Genomic DNA, 26,172 nt, shown 5'->3' on the forward strand with positions numbered 1-26,172 from the left:
ATACCACTACAGCAACCAACCGTTAGAGCATTATGCCGTGCAAATACCAGACAAGAAAAAGCCCGCAGTTGCGGGCTCAGAGAATAATCAGATCATTACGGTTTCGCATTTTGGACGTGTTTTGAATTCCGTGCGCCAAACTTTTAGTGATTCAATATCTTTCCTAAGCTCAGGTTCTTCTGGAATGAAATTCGGCACTTCCTGCGACTGACTGTGCTCATAGCAGGAATATTTAGTCATCAGATTATCGATAAACTGGCAATCTGCGTGCTCGATCTTAGCTAGAACGCCCATCCTGTTATCTGTGGTAATACTTCTCCTATGGCGCTTGACGACCTCATTAAGCAAATCATCTTCAACCGTGCGCTCAAGTAATTTACGAAAATCACTACAAATACCTTGAGCACTGTTACGGTAAGCATCACCGCCAGCAGCCTCACCGGCCTTCTTAGCTACACCAAGTCGGTCTAACAAAATGTTATTTGCTTTTTCAGTTTTGGCGTTCCACGTAGCATTGTCCACAGGATGACCTGCAACCCCGGAATAAGTCTCGATACAAAGCTGCTGAAAATGTTGTTTTTTCCACACCTCACCAACCTTCTTAGCTACATCCTCCATGGTTCCGTAGAGCGACAGTCGATGTGTAAACACAATTACCTGCCGAGTTTTTGCAAGTTCAGCCAATCGACTGGCCACGCTCCATTCAAAATCATGATCTAACGATGAAATAGGGTCATCGAAAATAAACGGCGCAGGCTGCGGTTTGTCAGTCACATCAGCTAAGAAAGCAGCAAGTGCGATGATTCGGCGCTCCCCTTCACTCAACACTAATTCAATAGATTGCTTGCCTTGGACAGCCTTCAACTGAAGTCTATGCAGCACTCTCCCCTTTTCTGCCCTTGCTTTAACAATTTCCACCTGAATCCGACTAGCTCCCAAAAGCTGCAGCTCTCGATTGAAGCGCATGACATATGCCTGAGTAATGACCTTTTCTGCGATCGCGGCTGCCTTTATTGAGATGGGCCGGGAGTTTGCCAAAACCTTCCAGTCTTCAAGCACCTTGGCCTGCTTAAGTCGCTCGATCTCATTGCGAACTGAGCCAGCCTGCTGAGCAATCCATTTTTTTGCCTCTAACGCCAATTTTTCACTCAATGCCTGAGTACGATCGAACCCTTGTGCATCTATTTCAAATTGAAGAGCCTGAGATTCAAGTTGCTCTGTATGGGCAAGCAATAATCTCTGCACATTACTGTAATCCTGCCACCCTTGAATTTCTCCTACTTCGTCGCCGGCAAGCAGGCTGGATCGGACACTCGAAGCCCATTGCCAAAAGGAATTGAAATTCTGTACCCACTCATGCGTATTGATCCCAGCGGCCTCGCACTGTGTACTGATTTGATCCGCAGTTGGGATGATTGGTAATGCAACAAGGCATTGTGTATAAGAAGCTTCTGCGGCATTTGCATCGCTCTCTAACTGGCCTTGAATGAATGCCTCAAAATCATGTAACCGCTGCTGAGCATCGGGAGCTAACTCTTGATGGCATAGCACACAGCGCGCATCGCTGGTAACAGGGAATGCTAAATCTGGATAAGCCGTTTGAGAATAAACCCTAGCTGCATTCCACATTTCTCGCCAAGTATCAATCCCCACTCCTTCTAACTGAGCAGAAGTAACTTGTGCTGCCTCAGTAGCAATCAAGCGCTTGCTTTTAGCTGACACCTGTAGCTCTAGAATTACCTGCTGGTTTGCAAGCCCAAAAAACAACTCTCCTTGCTTCATGCTCTCGGTAACCCGTTCGACTTGAAACTTTGTCGCTCGCTTCTGTTTTGCCTGCGCAGCTGGATCTATTACTTTCAAACGCTCTGAAATTTCTTCGAGCTTTCGCCCATCATCCTCACTCCACGTGAGTAGTTGCCCTAGTGCTAGCTCAGCAGTATCAGCACTCAACGCTTTGTAACGCCTTCCTTCTAGCGTTGCTATGTAATCAATAGGAAGAGTCGGCAATGCACTAACCAGCAGAGTTTGCTCTCCCTGTAAAAGCGCTCGGATCTGATCACACGCAGTGGCTAGTGCTTCAAACATTCCCACAACATGAGGTGTGTACGAAGCGACGCTCTCATTACGCAGATAGTGAGTAGCCTCGTCACTATCAAATACATCTAGGGCTTGGATTTCGTCAATGACTGCACTATTAGCGTGCCAGTCTCGCGTTACGCATTTACCTGCAAATTCATAAGTGATCGTGCATTTCTTCTCAATGGGTACAGCCTTAAAAACATTAGGCTTAAGTTCTCCCGCCCGAGCTTTTCCAGCGGCCCTCTTCAAAATTCGAGTGTAACTTGATTTACCTGACCCATTGTGACCATAAATAACAGTTAAGTTGCCTTCGCCAAAAGCAAGTGGGTGTCGAGGCCCTAAGTTTTCAATACCATGCACATCTCCAATACTACTTAAACGCAGCCCTCCCCCTTCGTGCGGGACTTGAATCAAACTTTCAAATTGGCGAAGTTTCGTGACCTTTTGACCATTGGGCGTTTTCAACAGAGCGCAAATGACTTGTAAATCGTTACTTGTCAGATCGCCTTGCCTCAACAATCTATCTGCGGCCTCTTGTAACCAGTCAGGTTGCGTCAGCAGCCAGGTACGAATTCAGTTTGAACTTGTAGCATGCATTCCTTTTATTAGCAGAGGAAGACTCCGCTAAATCTGTTAGTTATTTATCCGCCTACGGCTTTGTAAAAAAACCAGGTCAATTGAAATAATCCAGTCCAAAAATTCAAGCGTAAAAGTTCCGCTGCGCCTACTCATCCACAACCCAAAAAATTATTATAAAAATGTAATTAATTTTTTATTTTATAAAAAAGCTAATAAATCATATTCGTTTAGAAAAGATCTTTAACTAGATTTACCTTCTATCACTCCGTTCCGCTAAATCCGATGTAGATTTTTCAACTTCAACATCCCGATGCAAATCCACCGCCCTTAACTGTGTATACCTTGCCAAATTCTTCCAGTTGCCCCGATACCAAAACCACTTCTTGAATCTCGTCGCTCTTCAAACAAGCCGCTAATGCCTTCATGGCGCAGTTCGTGAAAAGATAAACCGGAAGTCCCTGACAACACACATAGCCGCTCAAAGCGCGACCTTACACCACCTCCATGATAACGGAATATCCATTCGTCAGCCCGAGCTTGCAATTTAATAATTGAAAATGACTCAGCCAATAAGGGTGATGTTTGATTATTGCCAAGTTTTTCTTGTGGCATTTTGCGATTGCGGATCAGGATGCTGTGGTGGGCTTCATTCAAAACGGCATGGCGCAGCGAAAGGCGGCGTTGATTTAACGCTGCGGCGCTGATGGTGATTTGCGTTGGGTTGGCGTTGGATTGGTGGGTTACAGGGCTAAGCCACCCTACGTAAAAATCGCCTTACTACGAGGTATTTAACTACAGGCTATGATTTGCATAGGCTGGATGGCTATACATCGATTAAATTTGTTTTATTCAGACTTTGTGCAAATTTTGTGTTGATACCTTACAACGCAAGCGCTGGATTCGCTCGACTGTGGCTCCTTCCCCCTTGATGGGGGAAGGCTGGGATGGGGGTGTTGAGCTGCACTCCGTAGTTTCACCCTCTCCCTACGCCCTCTCCCATCAAGGGAGAGGGAAAGCCGCGATGCTTTCAGCAATATTTGATCACTGGCAATACCCAGCACAAAACGAAAGGCAATCAAACTATTTCCCGTCGCATCCAACCCCCCTTTAACCCGCCGATTGACTAAAACAAGCCAGCGCGGCGGCAAACGCGTAAAATGGTGCAGATTCAGGGCTTGGCCCGACACTACCGCGATATAGATACTGCAATGTCAATTCAAACACCCAACACCCCTTCCCGCCGCTTCTGTATTGCGCCGATGCTCGATTGGACGACCTAAAAATAAACGCCATATTTATCAACAAGCTAAGCACAGTTAAAAATAAATGTAGCACCAACGAATGCACCGATATTTTTAAAAATCGCTGCGCACTATCAAAAATGAGTGCTACACAGCCCAGATGGGCTTTTTTTTATCAGTTCTGCATAGCGCCCACTGTACGTAGAACTGACCGTTTTTATCTTTTCAGCTCAAAACAAACCACACAATGCCCCAGCATCCCAATTGGTGATCACCAGCTCTTTGCTGCTTTTCACCTGGGCTTGCTTTGCATTATTGCCATTGCTGTATTTAATCTTGAGCTCTTGAATGGTTAGCCCGGCAAAGGCAGCACGGATGTCGGGATGATCGTTGATGCTGACCATCACCTTGCCTTCGCAGCTTTTCATAAACTCTGCCATGGCCAGATATTGATCATATTCAAATGGCACGCCGTACCCTTCGGTTTGCCAATACGGCGGGTCGCAATAAAAGAAGCTGTGCTTACGATCGTAACGACGCATGCAATCGAGCCAATTTAGATTTTCAACGGTGGTACCCGCCAGGCGTAAATGGGCGGATGAAAGATTCTCTTCAATTCGGCACAGATTGATAATCGGTGCGGTGGTCGCGGTACCGAAGTTTTGTCCGTCGACCTTGCCGCCAAAGGCATGCTGCTGCAAATAAAAAAACCGCGCAGCGCGCTGAATATCGGTCAGTGTTTCGGTTTGGGTGGCCTGCAGCCACTTAAATACTTGCCGTGATGACAACGCCCATTTGAATTGGCGAACGAACTCCTCTAAATGGTGTTGCACAACACGGTACAGATTAACCAAATCGCCATTGATATCGTTAATGACTTCAACTGGGGCAGGAACAGGGCGTAAAAAATACAAAGCGCCGCCACCACAAAAGACTTCAACATAACAATCGTGTGGTGGAAACAAGGGCAATAGGCGATCAGCCAGTCGGCGCTTACCGCCGAGCCAAGGAATGATGGGGGATGTGGACATCAGCAACTCCAGAGTCAGATCCTTGATTAGGATCGAATTGGAGGCTCGAGGCCTTCAGATGATTAAGCGCCCCGCACCGGGGACACTTGATAGAAAGTTCAATAAATCGCCCTTCTGCGAGCTTTTTATTGCACTGAGAACAACGTATATTTTGCATAGCACATTATAGAACAAACGTTCTTTTTATGTTTGTAAAATGCAAAAAAAAACCCACCCTTGCCATATAAGCAAGGGTGGGCTGATTATTTTTTAGTCACGACGATCAAGCCGCATGGGCGTTCGGTTTGATCCGCTTATCTACTACTTATCCACAGCATTAACCTCAGCTTTTGTGGATTTAAAATACCCATCCAGCTCGAACTCGGGCGGTGTTTTTACCCGATAGGCTTTGCGCCAAATCTACGCCCAGCCGCACACGCGATAAATCGCGCTCGAGCCAAATGCCTTTTTCACGATCACTGCTATAACTCACACCTACCGCCCAAACTTTAGCCGGCGGTGGGATATAGCTGGCCTCGAGTGGCATATCAATGGCACTGACCACTTCGCCATCTTGCGAGCTGGCGACGATGCGCCGACCATCGCCCGATTGCACTAAGCTCAAATCAACCGTTACCGGCGGACAATCTAGCACCGAGGCTTGATTTGCTGATGGTTTTGGCTTCACAGTCACTGCAATGCGCCGCTCTTCTCGGCTACCCGTTGGCAAAACATGCGGTGCTGACGACGGTTTGGCGACAGGGCTTCGCGCAGCAATCACACTGCCGTCGCTTTGTTGCACGGCGGGCAATGCCGTTACCACTTCAGAAACAGGATGGCGATAATCCCCAAGCAGATAACCGAGCCAAGCAACAAACAGGAACACAAGCAGTACGATGACATTTTTAAGGGTTAGTTGTTTCATCGCGCAGTCCGCCATTCTTTACGCTCATAGTGCGGATAATCTGGCGTTTTCCAGCGGCCACCCCACACAAAACCAAAGCGCTCGCCAATCGGCCCTAGGCTTAAATAAAAACCCAATTCTCTGGCGTTATTGCCTTGCAAGTACTTACCGTTTTCAAACACACCGACATCGAGCGCCTCAGCGTCGCCATGCGGCGTTTCTGGCAAATCGGTGTTATGCGCGCTGCTTTGGGTCCATGTCACTTTAGGTCCCTGCTTGGTTCGCCCTTGCGCGTACAAAGCATTTTGCTCAGACTGCGGCCGCCAAGTGCAAGTCAAACGCACTTCAAGCGCTGGAGTTTGCTGTTGTAACGTGGCATTGGCTTCGGCAATAAATTGCTCAGCAAGCCCACGGATGCTGGCGTGTAAATCTTTGAGTTCACGACTAGACATGATTTTTTCCATAAAAAACCCGCCAATCCATACAGACAGGCGGGTCGTTGAGCGATGACGAATTAACCGCCGTTGATTTTGTTGGCTTGCTTCTTAAACCAGAGCTCGACAAATTGCGCGCCAACAATCCCCAGTGCCGAGCCCATCGCCAGCAAAGCAATGGGGTGCAAATCGGGGATCTGAATCAACGCCAAACCGGCAATCGACGACGTTGCCGCGCCCAAGATTGAACGCCCAAAACACAAGCGCACCGTCAATTCCTCTTTCGAAACCAGCAACTTACCCAGCCCGATCAAAGCCCCCGCCACTAACACGCTGATTAATGTTTTTTCATGTTCTTGCATATCGCTTCACCGATCTTGAGACGTAAAAAAACCCGCTTTTGCGGGAGGTTGATTTTCTGTTTTGCCCCGCTGCATTAGCGGACTAAACCGATGACAAATCGGGATTCGCTCAGTCGGATCGCGTAGCAAATTACCCAGCTTCCACCCGACGCGAATATTGATGCAACGCCCAAACAGCGACGGCCAAGTTGCCGAAAACTCAAACGCACAGCGACCTTTTTGATCAGTCACCAGCGTTAAATACGCGCCGGGGATATACGTCGGCACGCGCCGCGCCTGCAAATTGCCCCAATGCCGAAAAGTCGGACGATCAAACGTTTGCCCAAGCCAAAACGAAAAGCCTGCTGCAGGATTGCGCCACTGCCACAGCACATACGTCCACCAACTGGCGGTGTGCGACGCACAAAAACCAGCATCGCCATTGCAGCCATCCATGCGCGAGTCCGGCGTTTGAAACCACCATAGCCAAGGCGGCAAATAACCATCGCGTCGAACAAACAGTGCAATCACCGGCGCCAGTAGCATCGCCAGCACCGTAAACAGCACATCAATCAAGGCCAAAAATGGCCACATCATGATCAGCCTCATGCTGGCCACCCCACGACATACGCCGCAAGCGCTTCGCCACTCAGTTTTTCAACTTCGGCTTTCATCGTCCTTTGTCGATCGTGAATCCGAAACCCCTGCGCGAAAATGGCTTGGTCATGCGCAGCGTTGAGGTGCGATAGTTGCAAGTGAGTCATCGGCACATCGACATTATCGGCGTCAGTCCAATAAAACCCGTTCGGCAATGACGGCATTTTGACGCTGTTTTGTAATCGCGTCGCAACCGCCACGCCGCCGTCCCATGTGTGCTCGGCGTGGCCAAACAAAAACCCTGTTTGCTCTTGCTGGTCGCGCCAGTTGTTGATTTGTAGCGTCACGCGCTCACGCGATCGTGCATCGAGCTCAGCTTGTTTTTCAGCGTTAAACACCCAGCCTTTACCCGACCACGCATGCGCTGGCGACGGGCGTGGCAACTCAGTCGCCTGCACGTCTGACGGCAGTTGTCCGATTTCAGTAATCGATACCCCATCCCCGTTTAGTGTTGAAAACAAGGCCACACTTCGCCAATCGGGCAATACGTGCCATGCGCCATCCGCAGCACACTCCGGCACCGAGCCATCCACTGATCGAAATACCGAAACCTCGCGCGCTTGCACGGCTGGCGGATCAATCGGCGTTGCATACGTTGGAATTAAAGGCACATCGGGTTCAAGCGAAGAAAAATCGGCAACGACCTCTGTAATGAATTCGCCAGTCGCTGATGAGTAATGATTGATTTTCATATCGAGATGTTCCATTAGAATTTAATGCTAGCGAGCAGCGCGGCATTACGTGATCGATTTTCACTTGCAATAGGAACCACGCGTGAAGCATCGAATTGCAGACCATAATTAGTAATCGATGGGCCCACACTTCCATCTTGCCGCGCATTAATTCCAAGATTGACCGCCGCGAAAGCCCCCGTGCAAGACGAAGGGACGACGCTACCTTGCCCCCCACCTAAAATGGTTTGGCCAGCAATATTTCGGATTGCATCCGTCTGGTTTGACCCAAATACACGCCCCGCATCAACACCCCGCCCATCATCCCAAAACCTCGGAAACTCACCGCGAACGTCATAAATCCGGAACGTCGTGCCGTCGGCGTTATCTGCAACCATCAACGCCCCCGCGACCCACGTACCGAGCGCGACCATTAACCCGTTATGCATCGCCCAAGCCCGCAGCGCGGCATACGTCGTGCGGCTCAAATTCTGCGTACCAGATTTGATATAGCCGGTGCGCGGCGTCGGCTGAGTGTCTTGCAGCAAATTGCCGATCAATGTCGACGCATAACCCACATAGTTCGCGCCGTTGGCGTTAAAAGTCTGCCAAGTCATGAGCGAGCCGTAATCGTCATGCCAAATCGGGCCGACATTGGCAACTGGCAGCGCAACGCCGGTGCCCAACTGCAGCACCCGCGTTGCTGCCGAAGCTTGTAGCGCGGCCATATTCGCAATCTGCTGCGAATTTGTTCCCAGCGGTGCAGTCGGCGCAGTCGAAACCCCCGTCATCGCCACATCGTGAAAATCAGTCAACGAATCAACAACATTGACGCCATCGCAATAAACCGCCCATGTTTTACCCTGCGTGACCGCCACACCGCTACCCGCTGCGGTTTTGACTGTCAGTGTGAACGCGCCAGTTGTTTTGTTGGCGATGGTCCATTTACCCGGACCGGTCGGCACCACTACGGCAATGTTCGCAGTCAAAGCGCCTGTGAATTCTAAAATCGCAACACCGGCCTCGGCGGCGGTGAGCGTGACGGTTACCCCGCCCGCGACTGATTTAACTAATTTGCCGTTGACGGTCGATTGCACAAACTGAGTGTTGGCGATTGAGCTGTCGTTATCGCCCAATGCGGCCGTTGGCGCGGTCGGGGATCCAGTCAGCGCAGGACTGGCCAACGGCGCTTTAAGTGCCAGCGCATTCGTCATTGTGGTGGCGAAATTAGGGTCATTGCCCAGCGCGATGGCTAGCTCATTCAGCGTATCGAGCGCAGCTGGGGATGAGTTCACCAATGCAGCAATCGCCGCAGCGACGCCCGCAGGATGCACGGCGAGCGTCGTACTTGTACCTGTGACGGTTTCGGCTGCAGTTGCCAGCTCAACTTTGCCCAGTACTGATTCCGATGCCGCTGGCACGCTCACCGCGATTTGCGCTAGCAAGGCAGCCGTGGTCGCGATTTGAGTGGTATTGGTATTGACGGCCGGAGTCGGGGCAGTCGGCACGCCGGTCATTGCGATTGATTCAAAATCGGTAAATGCATCGAACATATCGGTGCCGTTGCTGTAAACCAAATTTCGTTTACCTTGTGCGACCAACACCCCAGCACCGGCGACAGTTTTAACAGTCAGCGTAAACGCGCCAGCGGTGACGTTATTAATCGCCCAAACGCGGCTAGAACCATCGGGAATCACGACGACGGCATTACTGGTCAACGTGCCAGAAAATCCTAGTGCTGGATTGCTCGCTTCTGCAGCAGTCAGCGTGACCGTGCCGCCGGTGATGGATTTTGCGAGATAACCACCGACTGCCGACTGAACAAAAGCGGTACTCGCGGCTTGCGTGTCGCTCGTGCCATCAGCAGCGGTCGGCACTTTTGGCACCCCGGTGAATGTCGGGCTGGCCAACCGCGCAAACAGCGTATCGAGCGCCGTTAAATCCAGCGCCCATTCGACCCATTCTGTCGCACTCGTTGCCGGTGGCTTATTCGTGTTAATAGCCTTTGATTTCCATGTTTTACCCGCAGCTTGAACGTAAGCGCCGACAGGATAAGCGACAGTTGAAGACCACTCTGGAATACCAATTTTGCGTAAATACGCGGTTCGATTGGCAAGTTGCCGTGTTGGTACATTATCAATGCCAGACGGTCCACCCTCTACGGGGTCGCTGGTTTCCCATTGATAAATCTCGTTTTCCCAGTTTCCATTTTCTTGTAAAGCGGCCATTAATTGCTCCCGTGTTTATAAGTTCGGTCATGCCGTGCCACGCCATTACGCCGCACTGGTACCGCGCGGTATTCGATGCTGGCTAAATTGCAACGCGCTGGTGCAAAGTTACGTAATAATTTTTCTAATCGATCCGCTTGATCGATCGTTAGCACCCGATCAAGCATCAACACTCGGTACGAGGCCCAATCGACGATATTGCCTCGCACCATCATGCCGTTTCGTTTTCTCTTACCGTCGTGCTGGCAACGTGAAATGCTTTCGATGATGTCTACTTCACCAAAACCCAATCGACGAACAATGTCGCGAATGGCGCGTGGTGTGCCTTTACGCTTGTGTAATGCAATGGCACCGGCGATTAATTCACGTTGCGCAGTATCTGATTCAGCGAGCTCCCAGCCATCGCCAATTAAACTAAGCTGATCGGCCAGCCACGGTAAAACATCGCTTTTCACTGTTTGCGAGCGAATAAGAAAAAGCCGCTTCAGATCTAAACTGAGGCGGCTTTGTTGCATCTGGGCCAGCGCGTTAAACCGAGGATCGCTAGCCAGTGGTGGGACCAGATCAGGAAAATCAGCCATCCTCAACCCCCGTTAAGTTAATGGTCACAGCAGTACAGCGCGACCATTGCGTTTGAGCGACCGCCTTATAAATTAAGCCAGGCAATTCAACGCGCTTCACCCCAGGTACTTGCAATGCAGCTGTGATCTGGCTGGGAACAATATCGCTGCCAAGCTGACTGCGCATTTGCAGCAGTAAGGCATCTAAACTGGCTCTCGCTGCGCTCAGGGTTTGCGTAACATTCGCGCTGCTATATAAAGTCAAATTAGCGCCCACGCTAAACGTAATCTCGGTTGGCTTAATCGCACTGACGCTGTCGCACAATGGCCGGCGATCTTCACTGGAACACTTCAACAGCACGGCATCCAAAATGCTTTGCGATGGCAAACCACTACGCATCAGCGGATATAAAGCAATCGAGCCTGGCTGCGGTGTAGCAACGTGAACATCGATAATGTCGGGATGCGCTGATTTGGCAAAAAATCGATAAGCCCCCACAGGACCAGCAACGCTATACGCCTCCGGCGCATCGAGCAGACGATCACGAAAGCGCGCATCATCTTCAGCTTCGCTACCATCGCTGGTCTCAATCACATTGCGCACCGCTGGCGTAGCGCCAGCAATCCCCGTCAATAACTCGGTAATTTGCCCAGCGATATAACCATTACCAGCAACCCCGGCATCAATCGCTGAGCTGGCAACGACGATGCTTAAACTGCCAGCAGGCAAAATTGCATTTTGTAACGTTGCCATGGTGACGCGGCCATTTTGACTCCCCACACGCGTGCCAGCTGGAATGACGAGCGGCACAGCCAATGGCGTAATTAAGCTGAATTCCAGATCGCAGCGTGCTGGTTGCGCTGGCAAGCGCGCTACTTCATCGTAATTTTTAGCGATTTCATCAAGCATTTGCCCGCGGGCAAAACGCACTAAATTTTGCAGGCCAGCATCTTGCACTGCTTCGCGCAACAACACTTCTCGATACGCCATAAAGTTAATAAACAGCATTTCCGGTTGCGCTGGATAGAGTTTTTTACCCGTCAACCGCTCAAACTCAGCAATCATTTCAAGCGTAATGCGTTCCGGATCACGGTCGATTAATTGCGGAATGGGTGAATTCACCATTAAATTACTCACGATAAAACACCTCGGTCTGTCGTGGCTCGCCCCCTGCTGCGGGCTGCCAAACAATTTTAAAATTCAGCCAGTGCAAATCAGCCGCTTCGACTTCAATCCGCAATAACATAATGCGTGGCTCCCACATCGACAATGCATCAATCAACTCGCGAATCACTAACGGCCGCACTTGATTGATTGGCTTATCTAAATGCTGCCAAATATCGCAGCCAAATAAAGGCCGATGTGGATCGCTGCCTTTGGGTGTGCGGATAATAATCCGTAGGCATTGATCAACATCGGCAAAGGCTTCAACGACCCGATCAAACTGCCCTAGCGCCATACTCCACTCGCTGCTTTGAATCTCGGTCACGTCCATACGCTTTATCCTTTTTCTTGAATCGCCCCCAGCCGTTGTAAAGTCACCGCCGTTTCATACCCAGCGCTGCGCTGTATCGTGTGCCGACTTTGCGTGATCTGATACTGCCCATCCAGTACGCCCATATCGAGTACATCGAGTGAATTGCCAGCAATCGTGCGCACATCACCGATTAAAGTCACCTCACCCTCAGTGGCCTTTAAGTTTTTCTCTTTCAACGCCGCTCGTGCCATCACTTCGGCTTGCTGTTTATTTTCAGCTCGCGCATTCAGCTTGAGCACATCAGCGTGTTTTTGCTTGGCCAGCGCTTTGTCATGCGCAGTAAATTCAAGCAATTTATTACTTTTCGGGTCGAGATAACTCACCGTGGCCGCACGATAAATTGCACTGGTTTTGTCAGTAAACCGATAGCGTTTCATTTGTTGACGATGTACTTGCAGCACGCTTTGTCTATCCATCGTTGATTCGCGCTGACTAAAAAACAGCTGTTTATCACGCACTGCGACTAAATAGCCATACTGGCTGGCGATGCGGCTTAAAAACGCTAAATCGGTTTCTTGGTTTTGCGTGACACGCCCTAAATGAATCAACTCCACATCGCCCACTTTTTTCAAGCCATGCTTATCAGCGACTTGCTTGGCTAGCGTATCCAAATCCATGCCATCGTATGCTTTGCTAATTTTGGTCCGAACGGCCTTAGACACCGCCGCTGCCAAGCCTTTTAGCACCACTGTATCTGGCGGGCCTTCTAGCTCAATTTCGTCCACCTCAAACACCCCGCAGTCGAGCATGGTTTCGCCTTGATAGCCCATGGTTAAGCGCAATTGATCCCCTTTTTGCGGATACCATGCCCCACGCCATAAGCCAGAGCGATCTTCTAAACGCAACTCAAGCTCATCAGCCTCACCCGTTAATTTGTCGACATACGTCACCGACAAGAGATACGGCGTTAAATACGCAGTAATGTCTTTTTTATCGTACTCAACAAAAAAAACCGGGCGACGCGGCCCGGCATACTGGTTTGCAGAGGATGTTTTTTCTATCTCTTCCACGGCGGTAAATCCTCAAACGCAGCTTGATCGCTATCACCCGCATCTAAAATCGGGATGCGTACACGCAAACCACCCGACAGTGCCGGCAAAATGCGCAATTGCGGATTGGCATCTAATATCGGCTGATATAAACACGCATCCCCGTAATAGCGCCAAGCCAGATGATCCCAGCGCTCACCCTCGGCGCTTCGATGCTCAATAAATTCCATTAATTTCGCACCTCATCAATCTTGGTAAACGACACCCCGTCTCGATTGGTCTCGGTCCGCGTGGCACTGGACTTTTTAGCCGTAACGGGCTGCTTTTTACCGGGCTTATTTTTGCTTTTACGCGCTGGCGCACTTTCTTTTTGCTTACTTTTTTTAGCGGTTAGCGGGTCATCTTCAACAAATTCTTTAAGCGACAAACTCGCAGAGATTGACTGCAACGTCCCCAACTTATCGGTTTCTTGATGCGTGACCTCAATCTTCTCAATCACAAAGCGCCCAACAATCACGCCACTACCGTAAACAAATGGCAGAGCCTCGTGCTTTAAACGGGCTTCTTGCAATTTTTTAAGCTCAACTTCGGGCTCACAAAAAAAGTGATGAAATGACAATTCAATCGTCACCTCATCCAGTGCATCACCCATCAACTGCAAACGCGGCTTGCCTTCAATCACATCATGCTGCGCAAAGTTAGTCGCTGAAGTGGCTTTTAAACCGTCAAAGTAAGTAATTAACTGAAATTCAACATCACCCAATACGGCATACATCAAGCACCCCCTGCATAACTCACACGCTGCTGTTGCTGCATGGCCCGAGCAATCATGGTCTGAATTTCGGTTTGATGCTCACGCAGCATTTTGGCAAATTTTTCTTTAGTTCCTGGTAGTGGATCGCCCTGTATGGTGAGCTGCGGGCTGTACGTCATTTGCATGCTTTGTGATGGTTTGCTACTGCTACCGTTTGCCACTGGGTTTAATGGCGGACTCTTTGGCGCAATATTGGCTGCCGCTGCATAAGTTGGCGCCATTGGCGCGGCTTTAGCAACCATCACCGGATCCGCTTTAGCTTGTACGCTTGATGCTGCGGCATACGCTGGCACGACGCTTTGTACGACGGGCGCAGTAGCGGCAGCCGCATAAGTTGGCGCGGCAGCACTTAAGGCGCGCGGTTTCTCAGCTTGATTAAATGCTTTACCACTCATCTCACCGAGCTTTTGTCCCAAGCTACTGCCGACAAAGCCACCGATTAAACCACCTAAAGCCCCACCAATCGCGGTGCCAACCCCCGGCGCAATCAGCGTGCCAATCATCGCACCGCCTTTTGCCCCCAACACCGCACCACCCCAAGCGCCACCAGCGCCCCCCACAATGCCACCGGCTTTTTCTACTTTTTGCGCGGCGCTCATTTTTTTATCATTTGATAATTCATAAGCGCCATACGCCAAACCAGCTACAGCAGCTGCCGCCCCAGCACGGCCCGCCCACTTGCTCACGCCGCCGGCCATTTGACCCCAGCGACTAGGCTTGGCGGCGCCTGCCGAACCAGCCGTTCCAGCTGCGCCTGCGCCACGCCCCAAATCAGGCACACCGACGCCGCCACCGGGCATATTGACGACAAAAACGCGCTGAACTGCCGCGCCGGCCAACTCCGACGCGGCATCAGCAATACCTGCTCCTTTTTTCTTACCAAACAGCCCACCCAGCGCGGCGATGGGCTTCATCACGCCGCCAGCCATTTTGGAAATCAAACCCAAAGTCATCGCCACTGCACCACCGGCCAGCAATAAACCGCCCAGCGCCAAAGTGCCAATGCCAATCGATTTGGCGAGCATTGGGTTTTGCTTGATGAAGGTATCCAGCTTTTGCGATAAGGTGCCAAAGAGTTCAGCGGCTGATTTCAATTCAGGCGCCATCGCTTCACCAAAGCTTGCTAATGCATTGGTAAACGTACCTGACGCGGCATCCCAAAGATTTTTTAACGTCCCGAGCTGCGCATTCACCCGCTGCTGCAATGTGGCTTGCCGCGACAATTTATCAACAACTTCGTTGTAACCGCCAGCGCCTTTCTCGATCACCTTCCCGAGCACCTGCATGGTTTCGGCATCGTCACCAAAGATTTCTTTTAACGCGGCCAAACGCGTGACCGTATCGAGGTTTTTCATTTTGTCGAGCTGGGCCATTAAATTGCCCATACCGCCAAATTCACCCTTGCCGTCAGTAAAATCCAGTTTAATGCCTTGCGATGCCAGCGCAGCATTGGCTTTAGCGACTTTCTTGGTGTCTAGGCCCAACTGGATGGTTTTGCGTAAGGCATTACCTGCTGCTTCGCCCTGCATGCCCATCTGATCGAACATCACCGCGAACGGGGCCATTTCTTTGGCGGCATCAGCGCCTTTGCGCTTCATGGTATCCATGGCGGGCGCCATCTTGGCGTAAAACGCCAGCATATTGTCGTCTTTCACCCCCAGATTGACCGAGCGCTGAATGGTATCCATCAGCGACATCATGTCTTTTTCAGTCGTCCCTGTTGCATCTTGCATCTTGGCGGCAAATTCAGCCGCTTGCTCTGGCGATTTTTTAAGCAAAACGCCCATGTAAGCGGCTGACTCACCCACCCCACCCAAGATTGCGTCGTAGCTCATCCCTTGTTTGACCAAGGTGGACATCATGTTTTGAAAGTCGGCGGTCGTACCCGGTAAGGTCGTTCCCAGCTTTAAAGCTTTGGCGTTAATCTCATCGAATTTTTGATCAACAACCCCGCCAGCGCCCATCATGGCGACTTTTAATCCTGTCGCAGCGTCTTCTGCATCAGCAAATGCCGCAATTGGTTTCGTCATCAAGCCCGTTAAAATCGCGCCGTCAGCCAACATGCCCATGCCTGCGCCAGATAGCTTTTGCGAGACCGCATCAAACTTTTTTTCTAATCGATCTAAACTGCCAATCGATTTGTTGGCGGCGCCACTGATCACCGATGACATGTGATCAAACGCTTTGAGCTGAATGCCGAGCTGTAACATATCCATGAGAACCCCCTTTTATTAATCTGGCTGGCGATGCAAATGGTTGTGATAAGCCACGGCCTCAGCACAACAAGCCGCCAATTCATCAGCGGGCATCGCATCAACCTCAGCGGCTGACCAGCCGTACGTGGCATGCAAGTGCGATATGGTCAGCAGCGAAGGATGATCACTGATTAGAGCTTTCCCAAGGTCACTTCAATCAATGAATTGACGTCAACAGCGGTGAATTCATCGAGCTCTTCTGCAACGATGCCCTTGCCATCGATTTTGGTAATTTGAGCAATCATGGCAAACAAATAATCCGCACCGCCAGCTTGCGCTCGACGCGCCAATTTAATGTGCTTACCCATCGGTTCAATTTGCTTGGCACGCTTGCCTGATGGCAATAAAAAACCGCCATCATCGGCGGTTTGCTTGTTCACTTGCTCAGTCACTTGATCGGTTGCTTGCTTGGTTTTTTCAGTCATTTAAAGCCCCATATTGTTACGAAACTCCGGCTTAACATCCTGGCCGGCGATTTTAAAAATATTGTTGATCAGATCAATTTCGATCACATCAACCCCGCCGCACACCTGCTTTAAATACATCACGGCAAATTCGGTTGGGTATTCGCTGGCGTCTTGCGGCTTGTGTTCGCCCAGGGGGAATTTCTTGCAAGTGCCGGTTAAGAACGTCACCAGAGATTGCTCTTCAAATACCCCTTCAACAGCATTCCAGCTTTCAACACTGGAGCGCACTTGCAACGCCACAGCTTTATACGGATTGGCATATTGCAAAAACGTATCGCGGTAAAAAGCATTCCACTTGATTTCGGCAGATAATTTATCGATACCACCGGGCAATTCCAGCGTGCCAATCATGCCGAGCCCTTTGCGCTCATTCATCTTCATGACGATTTCTGGCAGTTTGCATTCCGATGCTTGACCGACGCAGTTATTACCACCGACGTAGACGTTGGCATTGGTTACTTGTTTCACTTGCACGATGCGCTACTCCTATTTCACGCTGGCAGCGTATTCGCTGGTCAGCTCAGATTCAAACGTACCGCGCTCAAACGGCGGTGGCGGCATCAATTTGTAATTAAACGTCAAATGCCCGTTGGCAAATTCAGTCTCGGGATTGCGCGCGACGTCATACCAGCACTTGCCACCCAACAGCGCCCCATCACCAATCAGCTTATTGATTAGTTGATTGATCGAATTCACCACGGCATCGACCAGCGCTTGATTTTGCAAACGATCGATATATTGCAAAGTGAAGTAGCGAATTGATTCATCAATAATATCTTGAGTCCGCGTCACACTAATAAACGTACTCAAGCCCGATTCACTCGGGAAATTCGCGGTGCGATTGCCCCACAAGCGATAACCGGTACCGAATGAATTAAACACGGTCACAATGCCAACTTCATTCAAGGCATTGACTTCGGATTGTGGATCGTCGATTTTGGCGGTGAGATTGCGCTCAAGGCCGACAATGCCGTTAATTTCGGTATTACTCGGGCTCCACCAATAACCTTTCTCAACGTCTTTTGCGGCCATTACGCCAGCGGCGCGAGCTGATAGCGGCTGCAATACCACGGTATCAGTAACACTGTCGTAAACCTTCACATGCGGATAGCACAACATCGCTGCATCATTGGAGGTATTAAAATTGCTATTGGCAACGGGGCCACGGCTACTAATGGCCTGGGCGACAGTTAAGCCCAGCGGCGCATCAATCAAGGCTTTGCCACCCAATTTATCGGCCATAGCGATTAATTCAGTTGAGACGGTGGCCAGTGTGGAATAACCAGGTGCAATTAAAATCTTGGGCGCAAAACCAAACAACTGATAACAATCGGCCAGTGCTTTTAAACCTGTGCGTCGACCTTGCGCATCGATCGTGCCATTGATTTCGGCTGCGGTGATTTTGCTCGGATCGGCATAGGTATAGGCCAGTTTTAAACTGGCATTAGCTGGAATCGTTGATGCTGGTGTGCGCTGGCAACGCCCAGTTAACATATCAACGGTGTAATCAGTACCCACAGCATAAGTAGGCGTACCGCCAGAGGCCGTCACCGCCAAGCTGATGACATCAGGAAAAGCGGTTTTAAATTGCCCGCTGGCATTGACCACCGAATTTTCAGTTGCAATCGTCGTTTTATGAATGGCCGGATCCAGCACATTCACCACCACCACGGTGGCATCGCCTTGATCGTAAATGGCATCCAGCGCATCAGCACAACTAAAGCCGGCTAAATCAGGACCAAATGCGGCGCCATCTTTATCATTAAGCAATAAGGTTGGCGTATTCACCGGCCCCATCGGCGCGGTACAAATCAAGGCAATCACCGCCGATTTCACAATATTGACCGCGCGTGGACTACGATCAACGCGCTGGGTTTCAACCCCGTGTAAATAATTAGCTGGCATGATTCACCCCTTTACTGGTTTTAACCGGTGCTTTACTTGCCTCATCGGCGCTATTTTCAGGCTCTGCGACGACGGTTAAATGCCCTAAGCCAGCGAGCATTTGCACTCGCTCATGCTCTACTGGCAATTGCACCGTCATGCCATTGATCAAGACCAGCTCTTGGCCTTCAGCCAAATGCAAGCCCGTAACTGGCCCTTGGTAGCGATAGTTCGCTGTTTTCATGGTTTCTCCACGGTAATTTGATGCCCATCATCCCGCGCAAACGTCATTTTTTTTAGAACGGGAGAGGTATCGGGAACGGGGGTTTCGGTTAAATAAATCGATGCCGAAAAAGTCAGAGAGTAAATAAATAAGGCATCTTCAAAATCGGGCGGACTGTCATCGACATGCGTAAATGGCTTAATCGCAAAACGCGGTTTAAAGCCAACAATGGCTTGCTTGACCATATCAATTAACGCCAATGACGCACCCGATTGAGGCCGCCAGCGTAGAATTAACACCCAAGTGGTTTGTTGCTCTTGCCGAATTAAATCCAGCGCCATGCCATGTTTACTGGATGGACCTCCGGCATAAGCGACCAACACCTCGGGGCGTTTTAATGGCCGAGTCGGCGACAACACAGCATCTTGACTACTCACCACATCAACACTAGGCCCCAGCTGCGCTTTCAATCTCTCGATTAATGCTTGTTCGATTTCATAGAGCATGGCGACCTCAAGCTTGCGCTGCGGATAACTTGGCTTGATAAATTGAGCCATCACCGACCGCTTTAACTTGCCGAACAGCATACAGGCCATGCGGTTTGCCATCGACAGAGATCGAGAGCTCTTCGTAATGCCCCGCATCCACGCTGGCTTTTAAGCCAGCAAAGGCATCATTTGGATAGGTCACAACAAAATCGGCATCCGGAATCGATAAATCAAATCCAGCGCCATGGGCGTCCAGATGAAAATCACGCGTTGCCGAGTCAAATAACACCGAGTGATTGAGTGGACTACCGCCCGAAAACGGTAGCCACTCAGCTTCAGCACCAAAAGCTTCGGCTAATTCATCCAGTGCGGCAGCTTGCTCTGCCGCCCAGCTCATTGCTCGCTACCGCCACCGCCGGTTTTGTCTAGGCTTTGATCTTCGCCCTGATTTTCAAGCGGCTTTTCAGACGGCTTGCTGGCTTTTTCTGCCAACTGAAGCTCAAGCAATTGCTTGGCATCAGCGGCGGCTGCATCAACAATGTCGCCCGGCGCATACGCACCGTTTTTATCGGTAAAGCTGCAATTCAATTTGATCCACATGGCTTTCCCCTTACAGTACCGAGGCCGACAAACTGGCGTTAACACGATATGGCACAATCAACGGTGCTGATTGCATCAGTAACCAGCGCACCGATGGGTCTTTTTCTAGCCACGATTTAGAGAAATACGGCAAAGCTTGATAGCCAGATTCTTCATCACGAATTGCACCAAAAGCACGGTAACCTTCAAGACCCGCTGATGAGCTCATCACCACCGAACCAGACGGGAACATTGCTTTTTCAACATCATCCATCGGATCAACAAACCATTCGGCGTAGGTATAAATCTCAAAGCCGTCGATTGAGCCCATGTACTTACCGCCTTCACCTACTGCAGCTGGCGTGAGCTTTGCAATATTGCTATTGAGGCTATTCCAGCGTTCTTTCACTGCAGCATTGTTGCGGAATACTTTCCACGCATCAGGATCAAGCACCACCTTATCAGGATAAGCACCTGATTTTTGCAGCACTAATAAAGCCCAATTTTGCAAATCGTCGAGCGGATTCACGCCGGCATCAGACCATTTACTACCCGCACCTTTCACGACGCGCAACGCGGCATCACGTTGGAAATCGACCAGCGCAGCGGGATAGTTATCACCAACAATGGTCACCTTGCCGTAGAGCAGCACTTCTTTTGCCATCCATTCCAGACGACGATTCACCATCTTGATTTGATCGGCCAAAGACGTGCGCAAATTGATTTGTAAACGCTGTTCTGGCGTGTAATTACCACCGATGGTTTCACCCAGTGCGCGGCGTAGCGGTGCCGACGGATCGAAGCGGCGTTTATCTTTGATGTAGGCCGGTTTTAAGCTGTTCACGACGCGGCCATTATCACTAACCACTTTACCGGCTACCAATGGCGACACGAACGGTGCCATACGGCGACGACCACCCTCAACTTCGAAATGAATTTCTTCAGTCGTTTCACGCTGCTCGAACGGAAAAAAAGTGCTCAACAAAAAATTACTTGGCATCGGCAATGCAGAAACAACATGGCCGAGGACGGCGGTGTTAAAAATATCCATGAACCCAACCCCTTAAAGAATGAAAATGCTTTTAGCGCGTAGGCCATCGAAAATCGACGCTACGGTATGCCCGGCACCCAATGTCAACGCGGTGGCATTGAAATCACCGCGCAGGTAAATCAGCGCTTCTTTATCACCACCAGTAGCATCAACGTCTTGCTGCAAAATGGCATCCGGCACTTGTGAGCCATCAGCAGCAGCGCTCGCTGACAGAATAAATTTGCCGCTGGCAGTGATTTTGCCAATCACCGCGCCGCGCTTAAGGTTTTGCCCGGCAGCAATGGTGCGCTTCACGACGACGACATCGTCTTCGGATCCCGCCATCAGGTTGTCTGGCGTAAAAACGCCTTCGCTTTTATTTTGTGCAAACATCGCTTACACCCCCGCAGTTAAAATTTGTTTGGCCATCGCTTCAGCCGTCGTTGCGGCAGATGCATCACCACCACCGGCACCAACAGCTGGATTACCCAAATCCGCCATGGCCGCAGCAAAATCAGGCTTGCCCGAATTGGCCGCAGGGGTCGCTGGCGTAACGGCTGCTGCTGGAGCCACTTCAAGTAAACCGGCTACGGCATCGGCAGGCATATCAGTGGTCATGGCCAACTTACGCGCCAATGCTTCGCGGCCTTGGGCTTGCGGCAAATCTAAAATCGCCGAAATGCGGCTACGTTCTGCCGTTTTGGCACTGGCCGCAGCGGCTTGCTCAGCGCTCGCCAATTGCGCCGCTGTAACGGTGTTTTCTGGTTGTGACATCGAGTTTCCCTTCAGGTTAAAAACAACAGATTGCGGTTTGGCCGCATCGGAGAGCATTTGCACCGTTTCTTCGATTGAAGCGATGCCGTCTGCAAAACGGCCTGTCACTGCATCATCTGCATTGAGCAAGCCTGCTTGAGTGTCGATCACAGCTTGGCGATCGAGCTGACGCCCCTCGGCAACGTGATCAACAAACATGCCGTACAGCCGCCCGACTTCGCGCTGCATATCAGCGCGCGTCGCATCATCGAGCGGAGAGTGGCTATTGCCAGCGGCTTTTTTATCGCCAGCAAAAATCGGTGTGTAGCTAAGGCCCTGCGCTTTATCGCGCTGACTTTGATCGACGTGCATCGCAATGACACCGATCGAACCGACCATCGCCGTACTCGGTAGGTAAATTTTCTGCGTGGCACCGGCAATCGCATACGCAGCAGAAAAAGCGCCTTCGTTGGCATAAGTCCAGATCGGCTTTTGTTCGCCCATGGCTTTAAGCCGCGCGGTCAAAGTGAACAGGCCAGCGACACTGCCACCAGGGCTATCGACTTCGAGTAGTACGGCATTCACATCACGATCGCGCATCGCCGAATCCACCAAGGCGGCGACTCGGTCATAGCTGGTCATGCCACAGAGCGCATCCATCCAACCACCGCGCTGTAGCAATGGCCCCATGACAGGAATAATGGCGACCCCGTTACCAGCCATCGCATAAGGTTTGCGCTCGCCAGCTGGGCCAGCACTAGGTGCGAAACCATCTGACATTGCTTTTGTGGGCAAACCACCCGATAAGGCCAGATTCATCGCCATGTGCAGCTCTTCGGCTTTATCCAAAGTCAGCATCAGCGGCGTGTTATAAAGCTGGCCGATTAAATGCGGCAGCGTTTTCATACGGCATACCGCGCTAAATTTCGCTGCATTTGACGAACACGCCGCGCCATTTCACGGAAGCCACCACCCGACGGGGCCCAGTGCCGCCGTGGCTTTGATCGAGTCCGCGCCGCACTAAAAAAATCAAAGAAATTTGCAAATATGGCGGATAACAAAAAAGACATATCAAACTCCCATAAAAAAACCCGCCATCTAGGCGGGTTAAAAATGAAGGGGTATTTACTTGGGTACTGCAGTATTACTACTTCCGGACAAGACACCCCCATGGGTATGCTGCTGTAAACTAATTGAACCGGCTTTCACATCTCCGCTAGCCTGAACTGAACCACCGAATGTGGCATTACCACCCGCCCCACCAGAACTCAATGCACCAGTGATTGTCGTCATTGGTGCGTCCAGCGTAATCGTTGGCGCTTTTAAGGTAATCGACTCAGCGGCAATAATTTCTACTTTGCCACCGGCATCAATGCTGACGTCGCCAATAGCTTTTAAAGTGTATTTGCCATTGCTGCGGTCGTATTCGATCTTGCCGCCGTCTTCAAACTCGCGCACCACCTTATTCACGTCACTGGTCGGTGGCGCATTGGCATCGGTATAAACGCAACCGATTACCACGCCAAACTCCATATTCACGTCCATTAAGCAAGCGACTGGCTCGCCCAATTTGGGCAAATCAAAATGCCGATCACCGATGCTACGAGCAAAAATCACCTGCAGCGGCGCGCTAATCATGCCGTCCAAATCAGCAAACAACACACGAACACGTGGCGATTCAACGGCACTGACGCTGCCAAACTTCAATAACCCCGCTTGTTCAGACATCGGCAGCCTCCTCAACCACGCCAGGCACTGCTTCTTTTTCAGTCGCCGTGCCATCGAGGGCAATTGGAATCTCAGGGTGCATCGGATCGGGCAAGCCTAGCTCAGCGCGTTTGGCTTTTTCTCGGGCTTGCTGCTCGAGGATTTCTTCCCAGTCGCTACCTTGTTCAGCGCATTCGGCTTCTAGTGTCGAGATCCCCGATTTCAAACGCACATCTGCCGCTTGAATTTCTTTGAGTGGATCCACCCAACCACGCCCAGGGCCAATCCATTTGCTGCGGGTGTAGGCGGCACGTTGCTGATAAAAATCAGTCCCTTCGACCTTGCCAGCATTAATCGCTTCTTCGAGCCACAATTCATAAACCACTTGCGCCCAATAATCGGCCAGTTTTTCACGCCGCGAGCGGAAATATCGCCACGCCTCAAGCAAGGCGGCACGCGCTGACGAATAATTGGTTTTGGAGAAGTCTTTCAGCAGCAGCTCATACGGCAAGCCCATACTGGCGGCGATTTGCCGCATCACTGCAACGGTGAAGGCTTCAAATTGCGCCGCAGGTCGCGCGGGCATAAATGGCGCCATTTTTTCGCCCGGATACAGCGGGATAATGCTGCCGCTTTTCAGTTTGGAGCGGTTTTTATTGCGCTTTGCCATCACATCATTGACGCCATCAGTACCGCCAAACATTTCTAGCAGCCCTTCAGAATCCATCGGCGTTTCAATGAAAGCGGCCATCATAGCGTTGATGACCGCAGCATCGAGCTCTGCACCGTTGTACTTATCAAGCTGGCGAAACTGCTGCAATACCGAAGAAATCAGTGGCTTGCCACGTGCTTGGCCAGCGCGATCTTTATCAAATAAATGAATAACCCGAGGCCGCCCCCAGTTGGTTCTGGCCGGAATACGCTCCCATTCACCTGCCACTGAACCCGCGATTCCAACATAATCACCGGGATGCGTTTTACGGATCCAATATGCTTGGGGTGCGCCGTAGGTATCAAATTCAATACCGCCGCGCAGGGTGGCCGAATCAGGCTGACCATTTGGATTACACAGTCGATCGGCTTCGACCAATTGAAATGTCGTTGCAAATCGACTACCTGGGCGCTTTAGCCACAAGGGCAATGCAATAGCATCACCATTGAGCAATTGCGAGCGGAACATCAGCTCGGTGAGCCCCGCGAAATTAAGCGATAAACCCGCGTCGCAAAACGTCGATTTAGTCCACTCGCGCCACAGGGTTTCAACATTACGTTGCCAAGCCAGTGCCCAAGCGGCGTCTTTACCCAACGTTTTCCAATCGGGTAACGCCGATAGGCGTAGACCAATACCAACAACGTTATCAACTAAGGTTTGTACGCCCGAGGCGGCAATGCCGTTATTGCGGCTAATGTCGCGGGAACGGGCGACCAAAGTCCCCAATTCGGGTAACAAATCCGCATCGGCGCTGCCAGCCATTGGCAACCACGACGCCATTTGCGGTGTCGACATCGAGGCACCGGTATGGCTGCTGGCATTCATTCGCAATTGTTGTGACAGCGAGCTGTGTTTGCTACCGGTTTGCATGGCGTATCCTAAAAGTATTGCTGCATCACGCGTCGACCTGCGCCACCACTGGCGACGGCAATTTCGCCTTTCAACGTGCTGATATAGCGCTCAAGTTTGTCGATATCGGCGCGGGAATAGGTGATTTCCGTGCCAGCGCGGTTAATTCGTTCACGCAGCGAACCCGTAAGCAATTTATGCCGCGCGTTTTCTGCTTCGACTAAGCGTTGCCGCAAGGTGCTTAAATCAGTCATCAAAATCATCCATCATAGAAACCGATTGCAAGGGTATAAACTCAGCAATCGATTTGGTTTGCGTTTCAAAAAGCGGCGTTTGGCGCAATTGATTTTCGAGCTTGGCCCAATCTGCTTCTGACTTTAAATGCAGTTTGAGCGCACGTGCGCCATGCAAGCAGTAGACTTCACAATCGAGTGCTTCATTGCGTTTGCCGGCCTGCTTTTGCCACACCAATTCAGCGGAGTAATGCCCGCCGTTTTTTCGTTTAGGAATTTTTCGTTCAGAAAGTAATTGTTCGCAGTAGTCTTCACGAACATGTTTGGTGAAATGAAAGCGCCCTGGTCCATGGCCTTCGAGTGAAAGCCGACCGTGCGAGCCAATCAATATGTCTTTGGCCTTGCTGGTACCGACAATAAATACCCGCAAACCATATTTTGATGCTTTGGTATTTCGGTAATCGGTATCGACGCTGATTCTGGGTTTGCTAAAAATTTCTAACCCAGCCGAGACGCCACCTTTGACCGCCATCACCAGCACATCAGGGCGGCGTTTATTGGTTCGTACCCAGTCATACACCACATCGGATGTATTACCGTCCGAACTATCAATGCCAACAGCGGAAATATTCAGATAGAAGTCATCAATATGCCGAATCGGCGCAAACAGCATGGCTTCTAATTTTTGCCATACCGTAACCCGAGGATTGCCATCATCATCGGTGGTGCGAACGTCCAGCGGATTGCCTTGAATTTCAGTCCATTGCACCAGCCAGCTTTCTTCTCCACGCCCCCATGCCCGAATCACCACAGCCAGTCGATCATGCTGCACATCGACCCCGGCAGTCAGCACCAAACCACCACGCGCCACTGTCATCGGCGGATAATCCAAACCGCGCTCTTTGAGGGTATCTGGCTTTTCACTACCGTCTTTGAATTCCCATGAA

At 50.7% G+C, this 26,172-nt stretch carries 31 protein-coding genes; all 31 read right to left on the bottom strand.

Going from position 1 to position 26,172, the window contains the following annotated elements; translation table 11 throughout:
* Positions 1-87: 87 nt before the first annotated feature.
* Positions 88-2,544, bottom strand: coding sequence for an AAA family ATPase (locus HQN60_RS15490; protein WP_217390172.1), 2,457 nt, complete (start codon positions 2,542-2,544; stop codon positions 88-90).
* A gap of 441 nt (positions 2,545-2,985) precedes the next feature.
* Positions 2,986-3,270 (bottom strand): site-specific integrase, encoded by a 285-nt coding sequence (locus HQN60_RS15495; protein WP_173534512.1) that lies wholly within the window; start codon positions 3,268-3,270, stop codon positions 2,986-2,988.
* Positions 3,271-4,129: 859 nt separating this feature from the next.
* Positions 4,130-4,930 (bottom strand): DNA adenine methylase, encoded by an 801-nt coding sequence (locus HQN60_RS15500; protein ID WP_173534513.1) that lies wholly within the window; start codon positions 4,928-4,930, stop codon positions 4,130-4,132.
* Positions 4,893-5,087: a Com family DNA-binding transcriptional regulator gene (locus HQN60_RS15505; RefSeq protein ID WP_173534514.1), complete on the bottom strand. Its 195-nt coding sequence runs from the start codon at positions 5,085-5,087 to the stop codon at positions 4,893-4,895. The genes HQN60_RS15500 and HQN60_RS15505 overlap by 38 nt, the downstream gene beginning before the upstream one ends.
* Positions 5,088-5,267: 180 nt before the next feature.
* On the bottom strand, positions 5,268-5,834 hold the full coding sequence (locus HQN60_RS15510; protein WP_173534515.1) for a hypothetical protein: 567 nt from the start codon (positions 5,832-5,834) through the stop codon (positions 5,268-5,270).
* On the bottom strand, positions 5,831-6,265 hold the full coding sequence (locus HQN60_RS15515) for a M15 family metallopeptidase (protein WP_173534516.1): 435 nt from the start codon (positions 6,263-6,265) through the stop codon (positions 5,831-5,833). Before HQN60_RS15515 ends, HQN60_RS15510 begins: the two co-directional genes overlap by 4 nt.
* A 62-nt stretch (positions 6,266-6,327) precedes the next feature.
* Positions 6,328-6,609 (bottom strand): phage holin family protein, encoded by a 282-nt coding sequence (locus tag HQN60_RS15520; protein ID WP_173534517.1) that lies wholly within the window; start codon positions 6,607-6,609, stop codon positions 6,328-6,330.
* A gap of 6 nt (positions 6,610-6,615) precedes the next feature.
* Positions 6,616-7,185: a DUF7338 family protein gene (locus tag HQN60_RS15525; protein WP_173534518.1), complete on the bottom strand. Its 570-nt coding sequence runs from the start codon at positions 7,183-7,185 to the stop codon at positions 6,616-6,618.
* Positions 7,186-7,193: 8 nt separating this feature from the next.
* Entirely contained in the window at positions 7,194-7,937 is a 744-nt protein-coding gene (locus HQN60_RS15530; RefSeq protein WP_173534519.1) for a DUF4376 domain-containing protein, read from the bottom strand.
* A gap of 14 nt (positions 7,938-7,951) precedes the next feature.
* On the bottom strand, positions 7,952-10,144 hold the full coding sequence (locus HQN60_RS16045; RefSeq protein ID WP_217390175.1) for a hypothetical protein: 2,193 nt from the start codon (positions 10,142-10,144) through the stop codon (positions 7,952-7,954).
* On the bottom strand, positions 10,144-10,725 hold the full coding sequence (locus HQN60_RS15545) for a phage tail protein I (protein ID WP_173534520.1): 582 nt from the start codon (positions 10,723-10,725) through the stop codon (positions 10,144-10,146). The genes HQN60_RS16045 and HQN60_RS15545 overlap by 1 nt, the downstream gene beginning before the upstream one ends.
* On the bottom strand, positions 10,718-11,842 hold the full coding sequence (locus HQN60_RS15550; protein WP_173534521.1) for a baseplate assembly protein: 1,125 nt from the start codon (positions 11,840-11,842) through the stop codon (positions 10,718-10,720). The genes HQN60_RS15545 and HQN60_RS15550 overlap by 8 nt, the downstream gene beginning before the upstream one ends.
* On the bottom strand, positions 11,835-12,200 hold the full coding sequence (locus HQN60_RS15555) for a GPW/gp25 family protein (RefSeq protein ID WP_173534522.1): 366 nt from the start codon (positions 12,198-12,200) through the stop codon (positions 11,835-11,837). Before HQN60_RS15555 ends, HQN60_RS15550 begins: the two co-directional genes overlap by 8 nt.
* A gap of 5 nt (positions 12,201-12,205) precedes the next feature.
* Positions 12,206-13,252 carry a phage late control D family protein gene (locus tag HQN60_RS15560; protein WP_173534523.1) on the bottom strand — a complete coding sequence of 349 codons (1,047 nt, stop codon included), beginning with the start codon at positions 13,250-13,252 and terminating at the stop codon, positions 12,206-12,208.
* Positions 13,240-13,461 carry a tail protein X gene (locus HQN60_RS15565; protein WP_173534524.1) on the bottom strand — a complete coding sequence of 74 codons (222 nt, stop codon included), beginning with the start codon at positions 13,459-13,461 and terminating at the stop codon, positions 13,240-13,242. The genes HQN60_RS15560 and HQN60_RS15565 overlap by 13 nt, the downstream gene beginning before the upstream one ends.
* Positions 13,461-14,006, bottom strand: a complete 546-nt coding sequence (locus HQN60_RS15570; protein ID WP_173534525.1) for a phage tail protein — start codon at positions 14,004-14,006, stop codon at positions 13,461-13,463. Before HQN60_RS15570 ends, HQN60_RS15565 begins: the two co-directional genes overlap by 1 nt.
* Positions 14,006-16,261, bottom strand: coding sequence for a phage tail tape measure protein (locus HQN60_RS15575; protein ID WP_173534526.1), 2,256 nt, complete (start codon positions 16,259-16,261; stop codon positions 14,006-14,008). The genes HQN60_RS15570 and HQN60_RS15575 overlap by 1 nt, the downstream gene beginning before the upstream one ends.
* 170 nt (positions 16,262-16,431) lie before the next feature.
* A complete protein-coding gene (locus HQN60_RS15580; protein ID WP_173534527.1) occupies positions 16,432-16,725 on the bottom strand; it encodes a hypothetical protein in 294 nt (97 codons plus the stop codon).
* The gene (locus HQN60_RS15585; RefSeq protein WP_173534528.1) at positions 16,726-17,241 is read right to left on the bottom strand and encodes a phage major tail tube protein; all 516 of its coding nucleotides are present in this window, start codon (positions 17,239-17,241) and stop codon (positions 16,726-16,728) included.
* A gap of 12 nt (positions 17,242-17,253) precedes the next feature.
* Positions 17,254-18,672: a phage tail sheath subtilisin-like domain-containing protein gene (locus HQN60_RS15590; protein ID WP_173534529.1), complete on the bottom strand. Its 1,419-nt coding sequence runs from the start codon at positions 18,670-18,672 to the stop codon at positions 17,254-17,256.
* Positions 18,662-18,895, bottom strand: coding sequence for a hypothetical protein (locus HQN60_RS15595; protein WP_173534530.1), 234 nt, complete (start codon positions 18,893-18,895; stop codon positions 18,662-18,664). Before HQN60_RS15595 ends, HQN60_RS15590 begins: the two co-directional genes overlap by 11 nt.
* A complete protein-coding gene (locus tag HQN60_RS15600; RefSeq protein WP_173534531.1) occupies positions 18,892-19,431 on the bottom strand; it encodes a Gp37 family protein in 540 nt (179 codons plus the stop codon). The genes HQN60_RS15595 and HQN60_RS15600 overlap by 4 nt, the downstream gene beginning before the upstream one ends.
* On the bottom strand, positions 19,388-19,759 hold the full coding sequence (locus HQN60_RS15605; RefSeq protein WP_173534532.1) for a hypothetical protein: 372 nt from the start codon (positions 19,757-19,759) through the stop codon (positions 19,388-19,390). Before HQN60_RS15605 ends, HQN60_RS15600 begins: the two co-directional genes overlap by 44 nt.
* The gene (locus tag HQN60_RS15610; protein ID WP_173534533.1) at positions 19,756-19,962 is read right to left on the bottom strand and encodes a hypothetical protein; all 207 of its coding nucleotides are present in this window, start codon (positions 19,960-19,962) and stop codon (positions 19,756-19,758) included. Before HQN60_RS15610 ends, HQN60_RS15605 begins: the two co-directional genes overlap by 4 nt.
* Positions 19,963-19,972: 10 nt before the next feature.
* Positions 19,973-20,992 (bottom strand): major capsid protein, encoded by a 1,020-nt coding sequence (locus HQN60_RS15615; RefSeq protein ID WP_173534534.1) that lies wholly within the window; start codon positions 20,990-20,992, stop codon positions 19,973-19,975.
* A 12-nt stretch (positions 20,993-21,004) separates the two neighbouring features.
* The gene (locus tag HQN60_RS15620) at positions 21,005-21,364 is read right to left on the bottom strand and encodes a head decoration protein (RefSeq protein WP_173534535.1); all 360 of its coding nucleotides are present in this window, start codon (positions 21,362-21,364) and stop codon (positions 21,005-21,007) included.
* A gap of 3 nt (positions 21,365-21,367) precedes the next feature.
* Entirely contained in the window at positions 21,368-22,630 is a 1,263-nt protein-coding gene (locus HQN60_RS15625) for a S49 family peptidase (RefSeq protein WP_173534536.1), read from the bottom strand.
* A 219-nt stretch (positions 22,631-22,849) separates the two neighbouring features.
* Entirely contained in the window at positions 22,850-23,452 is a 603-nt protein-coding gene (locus HQN60_RS15630) for a phage baseplate assembly protein V (RefSeq protein WP_173534537.1), read from the bottom strand.
* Positions 23,445-25,013 (bottom strand): phage portal protein, encoded by a 1,569-nt coding sequence (locus HQN60_RS15635; RefSeq protein ID WP_173534538.1) that lies wholly within the window; start codon positions 25,011-25,013, stop codon positions 23,445-23,447. Before HQN60_RS15635 ends, HQN60_RS15630 begins: the two co-directional genes overlap by 8 nt.
* An 8-nt stretch (positions 25,014-25,021) precedes the next feature.
* Positions 25,022-25,246 (bottom strand): gpW family head-tail joining protein, encoded by a 225-nt coding sequence (gene gpW / locus HQN60_RS15640; protein WP_173534539.1) that lies wholly within the window; start codon positions 25,244-25,246, stop codon positions 25,022-25,024.
* Positions 25,239-26,117, bottom strand: coding sequence for a terminase gpA endonuclease subunit (locus tag HQN60_RS16260; RefSeq protein ID WP_254456646.1), 879 nt, complete (start codon positions 26,115-26,117; stop codon positions 25,239-25,241). The genes gpW and HQN60_RS16260 overlap by 8 nt, the downstream gene beginning before the upstream one ends.
* Between the last annotated feature and the right edge of the window lie 55 nt (positions 26,118-26,172).

It is taken from the genome of Deefgea piscis (assembly GCF_013284055.1).
Taxonomy (GTDB): Bacteria; Pseudomonadota; Gammaproteobacteria; order Burkholderiales; family Chitinibacteraceae; genus Deefgea; species Deefgea piscis.